At 40.7% G+C, this 16,090-nt stretch carries 13 protein-coding genes and 4 pseudogenes; 7 read left to right on the top strand and 10 right to left on the bottom strand.

Going from position 1 to position 16,090, the window contains the following annotated elements:
* The 3 genes and pseudogenes from PI95_RS31440 to PI95_RS31430 all read right to left on the bottom strand — a co-directional run.
* Positions 1-220, bottom strand: a pseudogene (locus PI95_RS31440) (photosystem II q(b) protein); the annotation flags it as partial.
* Positions 221-395: 175 nt separating this feature from the next.
* The gene (locus PI95_RS31435; protein ID WP_039738652.1) at positions 396-746 is read right to left on the bottom strand and encodes a histidine triad nucleotide-binding protein; all 351 of its coding nucleotides are present in this window, start codon (positions 744-746) and stop codon (positions 396-398) included.
* A 187-nt stretch (positions 747-933) separates the two neighbouring features.
* Positions 934-2,217 (bottom strand): hypothetical protein, encoded by a 1,284-nt coding sequence (locus PI95_RS31430; protein ID WP_039738651.1) that lies wholly within the window; start codon positions 2,215-2,217, stop codon positions 934-936.
* 150 nt (positions 2,218-2,367) lie between these two features.
* On the opposite strand from PI95_RS31430, the gene PI95_RS31425 reads away from it, so the two are divergent.
* Positions 2,368-3,387 carry a hypothetical protein gene (locus PI95_RS31425; RefSeq protein ID WP_039738649.1) on the top strand — a complete coding sequence of 340 codons (1,020 nt, stop codon included), beginning with the start codon at positions 2,368-2,370 and terminating at the stop codon, positions 3,385-3,387.
* A 31-nt stretch (positions 3,388-3,418) separates the two neighbouring features.
* Positions 3,419-4,960, top strand: coding sequence for a YifB family Mg chelatase-like AAA ATPase (locus PI95_RS31420; protein ID WP_039738648.1), 1,542 nt, complete (start codon positions 3,419-3,421; stop codon positions 4,958-4,960).
* A gap of 224 nt (positions 4,961-5,184) precedes the next feature.
* On the opposite strand, the gene PI95_RS31415 is transcribed toward PI95_RS31420, so the two are convergent.
* Complete coding sequence (locus PI95_RS31415) at positions 5,185-5,967, bottom strand: SDR family oxidoreductase (protein WP_039738647.1); 783 nt, start codon at positions 5,965-5,967, stop codon at positions 5,185-5,187.
* Positions 5,968-6,257: 290 nt separating this feature from the next.
* Positions 6,258-7,136 carry a hypothetical protein gene (locus PI95_RS31410; protein WP_052324723.1) on the bottom strand — a complete coding sequence of 293 codons (879 nt, stop codon included), beginning with the start codon at positions 7,134-7,136 and terminating at the stop codon, positions 6,258-6,260.
* Positions 7,137-7,432: 296 nt separating this feature from the next.
* On the opposite strand from PI95_RS31410, the gene PI95_RS31405 reads away from it, so the two are divergent.
* The 3 genes from PI95_RS31405 to purB all read left to right on the top strand — a co-directional run bounded on the left by PI95_RS31405 (position 7,433) and on the right by purB (position 10,466).
* Positions 7,433-8,440 (top strand): YihY/virulence factor BrkB family protein, encoded by a 1,008-nt coding sequence (locus PI95_RS31405; RefSeq protein WP_039738643.1) that lies wholly within the window; start codon positions 7,433-7,435, stop codon positions 8,438-8,440.
* A gap of 53 nt (positions 8,441-8,493) precedes the next feature.
* Positions 8,494-9,039, top strand: coding sequence for a DUF421 domain-containing protein (locus tag PI95_RS31400; RefSeq protein ID WP_039740303.1), 546 nt, complete (start codon positions 8,494-8,496; stop codon positions 9,037-9,039).
* 131 nt (positions 9,040-9,170) lie between these two features.
* Entirely contained in the window at positions 9,171-10,466 is a 1,296-nt protein-coding gene (purB, locus tag PI95_RS31395) for an adenylosuccinate lyase (RefSeq protein ID WP_039738642.1), read from the top strand.
* Between the two features lie 102 nt (positions 10,467-10,568).
* On the opposite strand, the gene ypfJ is transcribed toward purB, so the two are convergent.
* From ypfJ to PI95_RS31380, 3 genes are all read right to left on the bottom strand, one after another.
* On the bottom strand, positions 10,569-11,420 hold the full coding sequence (ypfJ, locus tag PI95_RS31390; protein WP_039738641.1) for a KPN_02809 family neutral zinc metallopeptidase: 852 nt from the start codon (positions 11,418-11,420) through the stop codon (positions 10,569-10,571).
* 260 nt (positions 11,421-11,680) lie between these two features.
* On the bottom strand, positions 11,681-12,730 hold the full coding sequence (locus PI95_RS31385) for a hypothetical protein (RefSeq protein WP_163519365.1): 1,050 nt from the start codon (positions 12,728-12,730) through the stop codon (positions 11,681-11,683).
* A 105-nt stretch (positions 12,731-12,835) separates the two neighbouring features.
* Positions 12,836-13,570 carry a hypothetical protein gene (locus tag PI95_RS31380; protein ID WP_039738637.1) on the bottom strand — a complete coding sequence of 245 codons (735 nt, stop codon included), beginning with the start codon at positions 13,568-13,570 and terminating at the stop codon, positions 12,836-12,838.
* Positions 13,571-13,591: 21 nt separating this feature from the next.
* Here PI95_RS31380 and PI95_RS36405 point away from each other — a divergent pair.
* Positions 13,592-13,666 (top strand): annotated as a pseudogene (locus PI95_RS36405) (DUF4126 domain-containing protein); the annotation flags it as partial.
* Between the two features lie 112 nt (positions 13,667-13,778).
* On the opposite strand, the gene hemH reads toward PI95_RS36405, so the two are convergent.
* Complete coding sequence (gene hemH / locus PI95_RS31370) at positions 13,779-14,942, bottom strand: ferrochelatase (RefSeq protein ID WP_039738636.1); 1,164 nt, start codon at positions 14,940-14,942, stop codon at positions 13,779-13,781.
* Positions 14,943-15,035: 93 nt separating this feature from the next.
* Here hemH and PI95_RS31360 point away from each other — a divergent pair.
* A pseudogene (locus tag PI95_RS31360) lies at positions 15,036-15,827 on the top strand (class I SAM-dependent methyltransferase).
* A 108-nt stretch (positions 15,828-15,935) separates the two neighbouring features.
* On the opposite strand, the pseudogene PI95_RS31355 reads toward PI95_RS31360, so the two are convergent.
* Positions 15,936-16,090 (bottom strand): annotated as a pseudogene (locus tag PI95_RS31355) (photosystem II q(b) protein); the annotation flags it as partial.

The following is a 16,090-nucleotide window of genomic DNA, read 5'->3' as shown; positions in this document are numbered from 1 at the left end:
CGTAAATCAAGGAACCTGCAACAGGTTCACGGATACCATCGATGTCTACTGGGGGTGCTGCGATAAACGCAATGATGAAGCAGGTGGTAGCGGCTAGGAGGGTTGGGATCATCAATACCCCGAACCAACCGATGTATAGGCGGTTTTCGGTGGAGGTGATCCAGTTGCAAAACCGTTCCCATACGCTGGCGCTCTCGCGTCTTTGTAAAGTTGTGGTCATGAGTTTATGATTGCTTTGTTTTTTGATATTGAGTAGGTGAGATTGCCTACCTGTTTATTAGATTAAAGGAATAGTTGAGATTTGTAAACATTTTTTACTTAAGTATCTATTATATGAATTATCTGTTTTTCTTATATAAGCTAGAGACGCAGTGAATTGCGCCTCTGTAGCTGCATTAACCAGGGGGCCAAGTCATGTGCCGCCCTCCTAAAATGTGTAAATGTAAATGATAGACACTTTGACCGCCATCAGAATCTGTGTTGATGACAACGCGATAACCGTTGGTGAGTCCAGCTTCAGAGGCAACGCGCTTTGCCGTTAATAAAAGATGCCCCAAAAGGTCGCGATCGCCTTCTTCGGCATCAGCCAGTTTGACAATAGGTTTTTTGGGAATGACGAGGATGTGAACGGGTGCTTGAGGCTGAACATCTTTAAATGCCAACGCTAAATCATCCTCATAAACAATGTCTGCGGGAATTTCGCGACGGATAATTTTACCGAAAATCGTGTCTGTAGTTTCAGTCATGCCGATTTACCTGCTCATCTGCTACAGATTCTGTCATGTTTTGTATTATGGATTCAATGCTTGCTAAGTACAGCTTTGCGTAAAATTATGGGGAATTGAGGGTTAAGATTTAAACGCAAAGGCACGCGGAGGTAAGCGCAGAGGTACGCGGAGAATTCGGGGTCATGTTAATGAAATGCGATCGCTCTCAAGCACTTTTATGTTTGAAGTACCAGTAGAGGTTGGCAACAGTGAAATCTGGTATTTCTTGCCAGTTTGAGGGGGCTAAAGCTTTATATCCAGAGGCTGTTGCTTGCTGACTAATGTAGGATTCATGCCCTTGACGTAAATCAGGCTTTAACATAAATTTTAGCTGATCTCGCAGGGATGCTGAATGAGATTTTTGCTTCAAATTCTCATAAAGTAATAGTTCTAGGGGTATTGAATCAGCAGTTGCGTGAGCGATCGCATAACTGCCAACAGTAACTTCTGAAGTATCAAAATCAGCACTTTGGAGCAGTTTTATTTCTGATGGAGGCAGCGATCGCTTCCAATTTACATCATTTTGCCACGAGTTTAGTACGGCTAAATCATGCTCGTAAATCCGCACAATTTCAGGGAAGAGAAAATCAAGCTCATCATCTGTTTTACACAGATCAATTAAAGTAAGGGTATCTTGATGGACTTTATTTTGGAGATGAGAGAGGCGATCGCTCACTACTTCAAATGCACCCCGCAGTTGATATGTCAAGGTAATTGTCTGGTCAATTGCCCAAGCGCACTCAAGTCTACGCAGTCTTCCAGCAACACAAGTGTCTTTGTATATTTGCGGATTGTTATAATCTGCCAGAGCTTTACGTAACATTCCTTCTACACCGACAAAAGCCGCATTTCTGTCAGTTGCATCTGGTAACTTTAATGTATTTTGGAGCCAGTTAACTGCCTCGATAAAATGTCCATAAGCCTGAGTTAGAATCGTGCAATGATGCTTAAACTCAATATCCTGGGCAACCTGGTCAATGTGTTTTAGGATTTCTGCTCCTTGGTCTTTTAAGGCTTGTTTCATATCAATAAAGCCGTCCTTGACTTCCAACCGCAGTTGCTTGACATCTTCCCTCAGTTTCAAGGTTTGGTGCAGGTTTACGGCTGATAAGGCTAAACCTGCTACAGTTCCAACACCAATCACCGCTGTAGTTGCTTGTAAAACTCCCACGCTGTTCTGGAGCGCTCCAAGGATTGCGTAGGTTTTTTGGAACCCCATGTGAGTTTGAAACATCTCCAAGCCACCCATAGCTAACTGTGCAGGGGCAAATAAAGGGTTAACAGGAAAACCAGTTGCTTTGGTTGCAAGACCAACTGCATGAGCTACAAATTGACCTGTTGCTTTGTCTCTAACTATGCCTAGTAATTGTCCTGTAACTGTATTACGAACAATCTCATATTTACCAGAGTCAATCAGCGCTTGGATTGCAGGAGCAAACTGAAACAGCATATTTTTAAAGCGTTTGAAGATAATTTTTTACAGCCTAGCTTGTCCTATTGGCAAAGATAACGGTGTTTTTACGTAGTTAGTTTCAGTGAAATCTGGGCATATTAAATTACGAGCAACTATATCAGATCACCATTCTCGGAAAACATTATTGTGAATAACTATTTCAACACATTTGAGAATATTACCCAATCCGTTGAACAACTGTTGAAGGATGAGCATAATTCCTTAGAAATTAAGCAATCTGCCACAAGTTTGAAAAACTCAGTTAAACCGTGTATTGAAGAAGTAAAACAATCCGCTACTAAACTCAAGCAGTTAATTTTTGTCTGTTCCGATGATCTATACCGTGCTGAGAATATTTGGTTGAGCAAGCCAATGATTGCCTCAGCAGCAAAACATGAAATATGGGAACAGCTTGGCGAGATTAGTGGACGTTCCATTAAAATTAGCCAACTAGGAAGTCAATGCAAGAATGAAGCAGTCACACAAGCAAAACAATATTGGGATAAACAAATAGATAACTTGAGAAATAATTGGTTTATTGATGCAAAAGGTCAGCAGAAGATAGGAGTCGTTTGGGATGATAAAAAGGGTTTTAGTACTGCAATTAAGTTTCAAGTAGACAACCTCCTAGATGAAAGAATAGCCATAATAATCAAAGGTAAATTAATTTTGGTTTATCAAGAAGTTCTAAATATGAATTTAAAATTATGCCAGTACTATGTCAATATGCTAGACCAGCAGAAAAAAACTGAGTTAAATAAACAGATAAACTTAATAACTATTAAAGTTGAAAATAAATTTAATAATCCCATAGAACTTTTACCAAAATATCATTTAGGATTAAAAACGAGTATTAGCCCAAATTTAAAAGCTTTGGTAGAGCAGGGTTGGGGCGGTATCTGCTGGGATGACGTTGTTAAGTTTAAAGATAACGTTTCTGCAACAATTGAGAACTTTATCACAGCCATTTTTGATGACAGAATTAAATTAGCGACTGAAGCTATGGAAAAAGCGATCGCATTTTACAATGACTTCCTAGAACAACAAGAGCGATATCAGCAAGAAACACCAGAATACCGCGAAGCTGAGAAAGCTTGGATTTACCAACAGCGTCAGGAATTGATGCGGGTGCAGGATGGGATTGAAGTCATCCTCAACGCTGGTTGATACATAACTGAATAATCGTTCAAGGGAATATATGCTTGCTAGAGTTTGGAGTGCATCAATTGTTGGCATCGATGCCGTTAAAGTAGGTGTAGAAGTCGATGTATCCGGGGGTTTGCCGGGAATTGTCGTATTAGGATTGCCCGACGCTGCTGTGCAGGAATCGAAAGAAAGAGTAAAAGCAACTTTGAAAAATGCTGGTTTTGCCTTTCCGATGCGAAAGATTGTCATAAATCTGACACCTGCTGATTTACGCAAGGAAGGTCCTTGTTTTGATTTGCCTATCAGTGTGGGCATTTTGGCAGCTTCGGAACAAGTCAACGCTGAATTGTTGGGAGATTACCTTTTTTTAGGAGAAGTTTCGCTGGATGGAAATTTACGCGCTGTTGCAGGTGTTTTACCCATCGCTGCGACTGCTGAAAAGATGGGAATTGCGGGTTTGGTTGTCCCGGCTGATAATGCACAGGAAGCTGCTGTGGTTGAAGGATTGAAGGTTTATGGATTTAATAATATATCTGATGTGGCAAATTTTTTAAATAATCCAGGTTCTCATAAACCTGTGCAGTTTGATAGTACATTACAGACATCGCCTGCAAAGCTTTTAGATTCATTTAGCAGTGATGATTTAAAGGATGTTAAAGGACAAGCACATGCGCGTCGTGCTTTAGAAATTGCCGCAGTCGGGGGACACAATTTAATTTTTGTTGGACCGCCTGGTAGTGGTAAAACGATGTTAGCTAGACGCTTACCGACGATTTTACCACCTTTGGTATTCGCTGAGGCTTTGGAGGTGACGCGGATTCATTCGGTGGCTGGGTTGTTGAAAAATCGCGGTTCTTTGGTACGCGATCGCCCTTTTCGCAGTCCCCACCACTCAGCTTCTGGTCCCTCGCTTGTAGGTGGTGGTAGTTTTCCCCGTCCTGGAGAAATATCTTTATCACACTTTGGCATCCTTTTTTTGGACGAATTAACGGAATTTAAACGTGATGTTTTAGAATTTCTGCGTCAACCTTTGGAAGATGGTTATGTAACGATTTCCCGCACGAAACAATCGGTAATGTTTCCCGCGCAGTTTACATTGGTAGCAAGTACCAATCCTTGTCCTTGCGGTTATTATGGCGATACTGTCCAACAGTGTACGTGTTCGCCACGACAAAGAGAACAATATTGGGCAAAGCTTTCGGGTCCGTTGATGGATAGAATTGATTTGCAAGTTGCGGTTAATCGCTTGAAACCAGAGGAAATTACTCAACAACCAACAGGAGAATCATCGGCAATTGTACGCCAACGAGTGCAACAAGCGCGGTCAAGAACTGCAAGCCGATTCAAAGATGAACTCAATCTGCGTTGCAATGCACATATGCAGAGCGGTCATCTTCAAAAATGGTGTAAATTAGATGATGTTAGTCGCAATTTGTTAGAAGGCGCAATTAAGAAATTAGGCTTATCGGCAAGAGCAAGCGATCGCATTCTCAAAGTAGCACGCACAATTGCAGATTTAGCAGGAGATGATGACCTGAAGGCAAATCATGTGGCAGAAGCAATTCAGTATCGCACCATAGATAGAATGCAGTGATTTCGTTACTGGCATTGCATAACCGTGCGATGAATCGTAGAGACGTTTTGGCGAAACGTCTCTACAATATGTTAAATTTTTGGCGTATATTAGACATCTGGGAAAATGAATTATGACACAGACGTAACTTTTGCTAGAGACAATTCATGAATTGTCTCTACATAATTTCTGGAGATGTCTATTGTATTTATCATCCCATAAAGCAATGCAATGCCTCGTTACTTTTAAGCCTTTAACAAAGATTCTGCCCCATCAATCCAAATTGGTGTACCGGTGATATGACTAGAAGCATCTGATGCTAAAAATAACACTAATTGTGCTACTTGCTCAGATGTTCCTGGTTTGCCATCAGTCAAAGGAATCTTACCCTCAGGAAACTCAACTGGTTCTTGAATATGCTCTAAATCTCGTCTTTCAGTGTTTTCATCAATACTAGTTTCAATTGCCCCAGGACAAACTACATTAACACGAATGCGGTGTTTAGCAAGTTCTAAAGCAATCATTTTTGTGAAAGCAACTTGTGCGGCTTTGGAACATGAATAAGCGGTTGCACCGGTATTACTAAAAATGCGTGTCCCATTAACAGAAGAAGTGATAATAATCGATCCACCTTGCTTTTTCAGGTGAGGTACAGCATACTTAACTGTTAAAAAAGTTCCTTTCAGATTGATGTTGATTGTTTTGTCCCATTCTTCGGGTGTCAATTCATCTATAGGTGCCCAAACGCCATTAATTCCGGCGTTGGCAAATACAATATCTAAACGTCCCCACTTATCTGCAATCTGCTGAATTGCTTGTTGCATTTCTTCTGGTTGGGAAATATCGGCAATCAGTGGTATTGCTTCGCCATTGTCGCTTTCAATTTGAGCAACTGTTTCTTCAAGTTCTTCCTTTGTACGTCCTAATGCAGCAACTTTAGCACCTTCTTTAGCAAACAACTTTGCCGCTGCCTTGGCAATACCGGAACCGGCTCCTGTCACCAATGCTACTTTATTTGTAAGTTGCATAAATATTTTATTTACGAATTGGGCATTACTAATCGTTAGTTGGATAAAATCTCACTAACCACATCTTTTACTTTAGTTATTTAACAAAAAACGAAAGTATTAGTCATACTGCTATTGGTAGAAAGCGTTTCTCTACCTAATGGCAGAAATTTTGCAGGACTGCTGAATTGAGGTATGAATCAAGATGTAGAGACATAACAGTTTGGTATTACATAAAATTTTGCGTCATATAACAGAAACCCGGTTTCTCCAAGAAACCGGGTTTCTAAAGGTTGCTATATACGTTTAAACTATGCTGAGGTAGTCTTTTTCAGTTTTGCTTTAGTAGCAACGGCAACTAAGGCAGATAAAAAAAGTAAAGCCGGACTAGTCGATGGTTCAGGTACTGAAACTTTCACCTGACTTCTTCTAACTTGGATGAAAGTTAAATTTGTTGGAGTGGCAAAAGAGCGTTTTAAAGAACCTTCAAACAAAGCTGTCGCAAATTCTGCGTTACCACCAAAATTAAACTGAGTATCTTGATTAGATAAAGTGAAATTTTCACTTTTTTGACTTGTAATAAAATCCTTGTCATTGAAAGAATTTACATTTGCCGTCAAAGATAAGAAGTCTAAAGGAGTTTTTTTAATGTTCGGCGTAGTGTCAGATAACAACTGAGTAAAAAAGTCATCTAAAAGATTTTGTTCGGCGATGTCAGTTGTGTCAAATAATAAAAAAGAAATATCTGCACTTGCCTTGGCATTTTCTGCGGGTTCATCTCTTGATGTTTCCAAGTCTAAAAATGCTGTAAAGTCTACAGAAAAAGATTCACCAGCATCGACAAAAAAGTTACCTAAAACTTTACCATCAGCGTTTGCCAATCCTAAATAATTTTTATTTTCACCAAAGGCTTGACTTAAAGATTTATTAATGACTTTTGGTGGTTCTAGGATAAAATCTATGTTTGCATTATTAGTAGCTGATACCTCGCCATCGTTGGCAATAGTTGAGGTGTTAGCATTATTTACAGTTGCGGTTACTTCTGGGTCAAGACTGAAGTTTTTTAAATAAAATTCTCCTTGAGATAAAGCTAGTGTAGCAGCCTGACTGGGTGAGGTTACTAAGCTAGAAGTAGCTATCAAAGGAGTAACCAATAGAAAAAAGCGCTGAGTAAATCCCAAAGTACGCATGATAAGTTTATGATTGTATACTGATATCTACTGATTTAGTCAAGTAGTCAGCCACCCTGTAAATCTTTGTCATCAGTAGTATTGCGGTTATTACAATCTACATCTAGTTTTGCGCTGTTTACGGAAAATTTGAAAAATTATACAGATAAACGAGAATTCAGGAGTCTAATTGTATTCAACAAGAGTTCTGCCTCAAGGACGCGAGAAAAACGCCTTCTGGCAGATGTGGCGGCTTGAGAGATTGGGTATCAATTAAGTCTAAGGCAAGCTAGATACTGGCAAAAGGAGATTTGTTGATGAATGTGAAGGCAATTTTGAGGCTATTCCAGGAGACATTTCAAGAATGGAATGATGATAAAGCCTCGCGGTTATCGGCAGCGTTAGCTTATTACACGATATTTTCGATCGCACCGTTGCTGATTATTGTAATTGCGATCGCTGGTGCAGTATTTGGAGAAGATGCCGCAAGTGGTGAAATTTTCGCACAAATTCAAGGTTTAGTTGGCAAGGCTGGGGCAACAGTCATCCAAGAAGCAATTAAAAATGCCAGTCAACCAAAACAGGGTACGATCGCTTCTATCATTAGTATCGTCGTTCTAATATTTGGTGCCACTGGTCTATTTACTGAACTACAAGATGCTTTAAATACAATTTGGGAAGTGCAGCCGAAACCAGGACGCGCTGTCAAAAACATGGTTCGCAATCGCTTTTTGTCGTTTGCAATGGTGCTGGGTATCGGCTTTTTACTTCTGGTGTCCCTGGTAATTAGTGGAATATTAGCAGCAATAGTAGCTTACTTTAACAACTTGATACCGGGTATTGATTTTATCTGGCAGATAGTTAACTTCTTAGTTGGTTTTGCAATCAGTACTGTGCTGTTTGGGCTAATATTTAAAGTTCTACCAGATGTAAAAATTACCTGGAGTGATGTCTGGATTGGAGCTGCTATCACTTCACTATTATTTTCCTTCGGTAGGTTTGTTTTAGGGCAATATTTAGGAAACGGCAGTTTCGGTTCAACTTACGGTGCGGCAGGTTCTGTGGTAGTTGTCATCGCTTGGGTTTATTATGCTGCCCAAATTCTCTTTTTTGGTGCTGAGTTTACCCAAGTTTACGCCAGAAGATACGGCTCGCAAATTGTCCCAGATAAAAATGCTATCCCCATGACTGATAAAGCTCGCGCTAATCTAGGGCTGAAATCCAAGCATACTGAACAACCATCTACGAGGAAATCTAATTTTATTAATCGCTTATTTGGGAAACTTACACAAGGCAAGCGCTTAAAAAGGAAAAACAGAAATTAGTGATTTTCATAATTGAAGGCTAAAGATTTATGTTTGCCCACCTGATAGTGATAATGCACAGATGGTTCTCAATCGATTGGCAAGCAATTTTTGTTCCCAGCATGAGCGTCGTGGAACTGATTGTTAGAGGTTCGCTGGTATACCTTGCACTGTTCTCAGTGTTACGCTTTCTCCCCAGCAGACAAATGGGAACGCTCGGAATTCCCGATTTGCTAGTGGTTGTATTATTTGCTGAAGCTGCCCAAAATGCGATGGCAAGCACTTATACATCAATTACCGAAGGAGCAATTTTAGTAGGAACTGTTATTTTTTGGAGCTATTTGCTCAACTGGTTAGGCTACAAAATTCCCAAGTTTCAAGAGTTTCTTAATCCCCCACCTTTACTACTTGTTAAAAATGGACGTCTGATATTGCGCCATCTCGAACGCGAACTAATTACAGAAGAAGAGTTGATGAGCCAATTACGTCAGCAGGGTGTAGAGTTTTTAGCTGATGTGAAAAAGGCGTATTTAGAAGCTGATGGTAGCATTAGCATTATTGCATCTGATACCAAAAGCAGTTCTTTACCTCAACAGAAAGCAGATAAGACTGTAGTATAAGTGAATATATTTATATATAATGTATAACTTCAATTAGTACTAGTCCATTCTTGGCGCTTAAGTGATGTTTTTTTCTACAACACTTTTACTGTAAAACTGTAAAATATGACGGTTGAACTCTGTGGCAGTCTGTGATTGAGCGTTATACCTTGCCGGAAATGGGCAATTTGTGGACGGAAGCTTATAAATTAAAAACGTGGTTGCAAGTAGAAATTGCTGTTTGTGAGGCTCAAGCTGAATTAGGTTACATTCCTACCGAGGCAGTTGAGGAAATTAAGGCAAAGGCGAATTTTGACCCAAAGAGGGTGCTAGAAATTGAAGCAGAAGTCCGCCATGATGTGATTGCTTTTTTAACAAACGTAAATGAATATGTTGGCGATGCAGGACGTTATATTCACTTAGGTTTGACTAGTTCGGATGTGCTGGATACGGCTTTAGCTTTGCAATTAATAGCAAGTCTTGATTTGTTGTTGCAATATGTGGAAGATTTAATTACAAGCATTCGCGAAAAGGCAAGAGAACATCGTTATACGGTGATGGCTGGACGATCGCACGGTATTCATGCTGAACCAATTACTTTTGGTTTTAAGCTGGCTGGATGGTTGGCAGAAATGTTGCGTCACCAAGAACGCTTGAAAATTCTCAAAAAAACGATCGCTGTGGGGAAAATCTCCGGTGCGGTCGGAACTTATGCTAACATCGATCCGCGTGTGGAAGCGATCGCTTGTGCTAAATTGGGACTACAACCGGATACCGCATCAACTCAAGTTATTTCACGCGATCGCCATGCCGATTACGTGCAACAATTAGCTTTACTCGCCGCTTCTATTGAACGCTTTGCTGTAGAAATTCGCAACTTACAAAGAACAGACGTTCTCGAAGTTGAAGAATTTTTCTCCAAAGGGCAAAAAGGCTCCTCAGCTATGCCACACAAGCGTAATCCCATCCGTTCCGAACGATTAACCGGAATGGCACGCATTATCAGAAGTCATACTGTGGCAGCTTTGGAAAACGTCGCACTTTGGCACGAACGCGACATTTCCCACAGTTCCGTTGAGCGGGTAATGTTTCCCGATGCTTGCATTTTGACACATTTCATGCTAAAAGAAACCATCGACTTGGTGAAAAACCTTCTGGTTTATCCTGAGAACATGGAAAGAAATCTCAACTGTTATGGTGGTGTGGTCTTTAGCCAAAAAGTGCTACTTGCTTTAATAGAAAAAGGAATGAAGCGAGAAGAAGCTTATAAAATTGTCCAAGAAAGCGCTCACGCAGCTTGGAATAAACCAGAAGGCAATTTTCACGATTTGATTAGCAAAGAACCTCGCGTTACCGAAAAGTTATCGCCGGCAGAAATTGCCGAATGTTTCGATCCACAGCAGCATCTGAAACATTTAGAGGAGGTTTATCAAAGGTTGGGTATTTAGAGTTGTTAGTTGTTAGTGGTTAGTTGTTAGTTGTTGGTGGTTAGTTGTCAAAAATTACTACTATCCACTATCCACTATCCACTAACTCCTAACTCCTAACTATCAAATACTTCCCCTAGCAAAGGTGTTACATTGCTTAGGATCGCCGGTTTGGATACCTTGCTTAAACCAGCGCACTCGTTGCGCCGAGGAACCATGCGTAAAAGATTCTGGTACGATATAGCCTCTAGCTTGTTCTTGTAAGCGATCGTCGCCAATGCTACTTGCAGCATTCAGGGCTTCTTCGATGTCGCCTTCTTCAAGAATTTGCCGCGATCGCTCGGCACGATTTGCCCAAACTCCGGCAAAACAATCGGCTTGTAATTCCAACCTGACAGAAAGCTGATTCGCTTCTGCCTGACCTACTTGGTTCTGCAATGCTTGAACTTTGCCGGAAATACCGAGTAAATTCTGAACATGATGCCCAACTTCGTGAGCAATCACATAAGCTTGGGCAAAATCTCCTGGTGCTTGGTATTTATTTTTCAGATCGCGGTAAAAACTCAAGTCAATATAGACTTTTTGATCTCGCGGACAATAAAATGGACCAACTGCCGATCGCGCAAATCCACAAGCTGACTCAACCGCGTTTGAATAAAGAACTAACTTCGGTTCTACGTAGGTATTTCCCTGTTGTCGAAATATACTGCTCCATGTGTCTTCTGTATTAGCTAGCACCACAGAGACAAAATCAGCCATTTGGTCTTGACCTTGTGTTGTTCGAGGTGATTCAGTAGTCGGGCGATCGCTTTGTGCGTTATCCTGTTGCCAAATTACACTCGGATCGCCACCCAGAAGCGCTACCACGAGCGATAAAATCACTGCTCCAATACCTCCCCCCACCACAGGAGCGGAAATCCGCGATCCACGCCGATCTTCTACATTCTCGCTCCGACGACCGATTTGCCAACGCATAATTACTGCTTAGTAAAGTTACATATATTGCACAGCTTGAATTAGATCGGAGAAAATCTTTACCAGTCTTTCAGCTATGTAACTAAGACTTTACTCGTTTAATGCATTGAAATCTTCTACCTGTAGACGAACTGCGAGCGGAGAATAGTAAGCCTTAATGAATAATTTTTGTAGAGCGATCGCTTTAATTGGGAATATTAAATAACGCTCTTTTATTACTCTGGTCATTCATTGTAAACTTGTGTTAATTTAATGTAGCTTTATTCAACCAAGAATGGAAAAATCTTTACTGAAGTTTCCCATAAGAATACAAAAAGGGCAATCCATAAAGGTGGCAGCAGCGCAAAAGTGAAGACTGTAATCCAGCACAGTGGCAATCGAGGGAAGTAGAACTCTGGTCTTCGCACGAAAAACCAACCTACACTACCACCAAGATTAGTAAATTCAATCATGATGGTGCGAAAAGAAGCTATTTGAAAGTCTGCACGATATAGATATCCACCATGTAGCTTCTCTATTTCTGACTGATGAAGTTTATGCAGGTATTCAAGCTGCTCCCCAGTTTGATGCATTTTGTTGATGAGTGGGCTGCTAGTTCTAATAACTTGTGCGGATTCATTGGAGGACGAAAATTTCTCTGTTAAAGGCAGTCTATAAATAACTTGCTCTTCAGCGTCCTCTACCATTTCAGGAGTTGGAGTCTCCGGATAAGTTACTAAAGGAAGCAGCCTTTGCCATTGGGTATTGATAATTTGGGTGTATTCTAAGCGACCACCACAAGTTCCACATGTTCTAGTTTCTGTACGACTGCCTTCACCATCCGAAACTGTTTCAGTTATAGTTCCTGTGCCACCACAAGTACCGCATGTCTCAACTATATCCCACTGACTAGGAAGCCAAAGTGGATCAGTCCAGTTAACATAGCCATGAGGAGAATTGATCGGAAATAGATTCAAATCCCACATTGGGACTTCAGGATGCTGTAGCCATCGAGATGTCCCTGAAGTATTAGAGCGCGTTATGTACCTCCTCACAGTAAGATAGCGGAGCATTGCTACAGCAAATTCTTCATGCTGAATTTCGATTAAATTTAAAAAGCGTCCAAAATTTCGAGTGACAAAAATTCCACGTTCTTCAATATTTTTGCAACCCTGACCAATACGCTGAATTAGTAAATCCGTCTGAAGAGAACCTAGTCTTAGACAAGGATCGCTAGGAATCCGATCTAGATAAAACGTATGCTCCCTAATTTTAGCAGCTACGGGGTTATAAATCTGCTTTAATTTCTTGTACTTGAACTCTGTAGTCAAATCAATAGTTGCTCGTAGACCGTAAAAAGCTATTATTAAAGCAAGTATTAGAACCGTTGTATTTAAACTAAAGCCAATCCACATTAAGCAAGCAATAACACCAAATCAAAGTATAAATTTAAGATATAAAAATTTGGTAAAAGTGATGAATGTATAATCTAAATTATCAAATAAAAGCAACACAATCAGTGTCGCAATAATCAGTATTGTACACAGAGGAGCAATATGCCAGGTAGACGGAGATTGCAACACAAATCTTTCAATCGGTTGGTTGAAGTCGATACCTAAACCATATTCTTCATTCTTCAGGATAAGAAATAGTATTAAGCCAAGACACAATGCTCCAGCTATAACAAAAAGCCAACGAATTTTTTTGTCGCGTCTAATTGTTGAATAAATTTCATTTGGAAATCGTTCGACACCTAGATTTTTTATTAGGCGAGGCGCGATACCATAGCGTATTGAAAGATTTTCAGTATTAACAGATATAGGATTATGATGAGGTATATTTAATAAATAGCTGTTAGCTAGCAAAATTAATATACCTAACAGACCAGCAAAAATACTATTAACAAGTAAGTGTTCTAGCGCTTGAGAAGAATAATAAGTCTTGAAAATAATAGAATAGAGATTGCTTAGAGAAGCAAACGAAAAAAGCAAAAATCCATAAGTTAAGCCTGCGACTAATGTCCAAAAAAGACTGCGTATTGGCAAAATCTCATAAAAATTCGTTTTTATTAATTCACCGATCGTAGCTCCATATCTAAAACGATGAACAAGGCTAGCCAATAAAATGAACGTCAAGAGCGTAACAAGTAGCCGAATTGTTTCTTTAATCATTAGAAAGTTCCTAACTTTATAGCATTTAACGCTCCTTGGCAAGGAGGATTAATTGCTTTATTGCTGTTATGGTTTGCCGTTCGTAGTGCTAAATAGTGGTATAGCTGATATTACCAAGGTAAAAGTAAGACGCAATTTTTATCGAGGTAAAAGGTAAAAGTAAAAAGGTAAAAGTAAGACGCAATTTTTACCTTTTATTATTTATCTTTTACAAAATACCTATCATGTGCAGCAGACCGCGACCAGTAATTAACTCGATCACTAAGGCAATAAAGCCTAGCATGGCGATACGACCATTCCAAACTTCAGCGCTAGTAGTTATACCCCACTCCCAACGCTCTGGTGGATAAATTCTCACCTTTTTCTTCATCTGATAGACTTGTGAAAGCTTCAGACTGGGAGATTTGAGTGCATCTAGAACTAAATCTGCCAAAGCTCTAATGAACAATGGATGAGTATTGGGAGCAGGTACGCGACGGAAGTTTTCAATTCCCGATTCCTCTGCTACTTCCCGATACTCAATATCAATTTCTTGTAACGTCTCAATGTGTTCTGAGACAAAACTGATAGGTACAACGACCAAATCTTTCACGCCTTTTGCGCCTAGTTCTTCAAGCGCGTCATCAGTATAAGGTTGCAGCCATTCTACCGGACCAACGCGACTTTGGTAAGCTAAGGTGTGTTCATTTGGTCGATTGAGGGTCTGCATGATTAAGGCAGTACATTCCTCAATTTCTTGCTGGTAGGGGTCGCCTGCTTCTTCAACGTAGTTTTTGGGAACACCATGAGCGCTGAAGAAAACATGAACAGAGTCGGGATTGGGAAATTGATCGAGTTCCTGAGCTATCAGTTCTGCCATTGCTTGCAGGTAGCTTGGTTGTTTGTACCAAGAGGGAATGACCTTGTATTCAATCCGCTGAAGTTTTGGGTCTTCTTGCCAGAGTTTATCTAACAGGCGAAAGCTGGAACCACTGGTACTGATGGAAAATTGAGGATAAAGAGGTAGAATTACTAGATGTTCGATGTTGTCTTGGGTAAGTTGAGCGATCGCTTCTTCGGTGTAAGGATGCCAATAACGCATTCCTACATATATGTTCGCTTCTTGCCCCAAAGCTTGCAATTGTTCTTTTAAAGCTTCTCCTTGCGCTTCAGTAATCCGCCGCAATGGAGAACCACCGCCAATTTGCTTGTAGTTTTCTTGAGATTTTTGGGTTCGCCTTGACGCAATCAACCATGCCAGGGGTTTTTGCAACCAACTAAAGGGTAGGCGAATAATTTCTGGATCGGAAAACAGGTTATACAGAAATGGTCCAACATCTTCCAATTTATCTGGACCGCCCAGATTGAGTAATAAAACGCCTACACGATCCATAGCAATTACAGTCCCCCAATCTTTTCAGATTTTTTACTAATGTTAACAATATATCTTTATTAAATATAAAGGCTAACGGGGAGGGTGGAAACAGTGGCAACAATTTTCAGAGATTGGAGTTACCGCTATCAATGGTTGTATGATGCTATATCTCGCTTGGCAGCTTTAAGCGTCGGTGGTGAAGCAGCCCCCGTCTTGGCGGTTCCCGTCGATGGGGGACTGCACCAAGCCGAAAGGGTGAAGGGTTTCATTAAAGATAGACAAGAATGGACAGCCTTGTATTAAAAGGAGCAAATACCAAACGAGTCACCCAGAACAAGGCTGTCCATTCTTGTCCGGAGTTAGCCCAAGGGCGTTTCCGGCAGCTGGCTTTGCAGGGCTTAACGATTGAATCAGATACTAAAGTTTTAGATTTGTGTTGCGGTAGCGGTCAAGCGACACAAGTATTAGTCAAATATTCACAAAATGTAACAGGACTGGATGCTTCACCGCTATCTTTAAAACGAGCAAGGCAGAATGTGCCGCAAGCGCAGTATGTAGAAGCTTTTGCGGAGAAAATGCCGTTTGCAGATAATGAGTTTGATGTTGTGCATACTAGCGTAGCCTTACACGAAATGCAGTCTGGGCAATTGCAACAAATAATTAAAGAAGTTTATCGAGTGCTGAAACCAGGTGGGGTATTTACATTAGTAGATTTTCACCCATCCCACCAACCCGCTATTCGTGCCTGGGTTGTCGCTGTTTTTGCTATTGTTTGAGACAGAAACAGCTTGGCAGTTGTTGAAAACCGATTTACCTGAATTGCTTACAGATACAGGATTTCGAGAATGCGATCGCACTTTAACTGCCGGTGGAAGTTTGCAATTAATCAAAGCGAGAAAATAGCTCCTAGTAAGCGATTTATCGCTTAAAAAGCGCCCCCCGAAATTCGGGAGGCGCTTTTCACATTATCGTACAGACGTAAGGAGTGGAACGTCTCTACAGGTTTAAAAATTAGCCGTTGATAGCAGGTGCAGTCAATGCTACAGGTGCGAAGTCAGCAGCAGCCAAGTCTAGAGGGAAGTTGTGAGCGTTGCGCTCGTGCATTACTTCCATACCCAGGTTAGCGCGGTTGATTACATCAGCCCATGTGTTGATTACACGACCAG

The organism is Hassallia byssoidea VB512170 (assembly GCF_000817785.2).
GTDB lineage: Bacteria > Cyanobacteriota > Cyanobacteriia > Cyanobacteriales > Nostocaceae > Hassallia > Hassallia carrinoi.
The sequence above is the reverse complement of the archived record's forward strand: the minus strand, read 5'-3'. Positions and strand labels throughout refer to the sequence as shown.

Bases quoted from the DNA above. Each gene is read 5' to 3' on its own strand.
- PI95_RS31400 (WP_039740303.1), top strand. From the start codon at position 8,494: ATGCACAGATGGTTCTCAATCGATTGGCAAGCAATTTTTGTTCCCAGC.
- PI95_RS31420 (WP_039738648.1), top strand. From the start codon at position 3,419: ATGCTTGCTAGAGTTTGGAGTGCATCAATTGTTGGCATCGATGCCGTT.
- PI95_RS31410 (WP_052324723.1), bottom strand. From the start codon at position 7,136: ATGCGTACTTTGGGATTTACTCAGCGCTTTTTTCTATTGGTTACTCCT.
- PI95_RS31405 (WP_039738643.1), top strand. From the start codon at position 7,433: ATGAATGTGAAGGCAATTTTGAGGCTATTCCAGGAGACATTTCAAGAA.
- PI95_RS31380 (WP_039738637.1), bottom strand. From the start codon at position 13,570: ATGATTAAAGAAACAATTCGGCTACTTGTTACGCTCTTGACGTTCATT.
- PI95_RS31430 (WP_039738651.1), bottom strand. From the start codon at position 2,217: ATGCTGTTTCAGTTTGCTCCTGCAATCCAAGCGCTGATTGACTCTGGT.
- PI95_RS31435 (WP_039738652.1), bottom strand. From the start codon at position 746: ATGACTGAAACTACAGACACGATTTTCGGTAAAATTATCCGTCGCGAA.
- ypfJ (WP_039738641.1), bottom strand. From the start codon at position 11,420: ATGCGTTGGCAAATCGGTCGTCGGAGCGAGAATGTAGAAGATCGGCGT.
- hemH (WP_039738636.1), bottom strand. From the start codon at position 14,942: ATGGATCGTGTAGGCGTTTTATTACTCAATCTGGGCGGTCCAGATAAA.
- PI95_RS31415 (WP_039738647.1), bottom strand. From the start codon at position 5,967: ATGCAACTTACAAATAAAGTAGCATTGGTGACAGGAGCCGGTTCCGGT.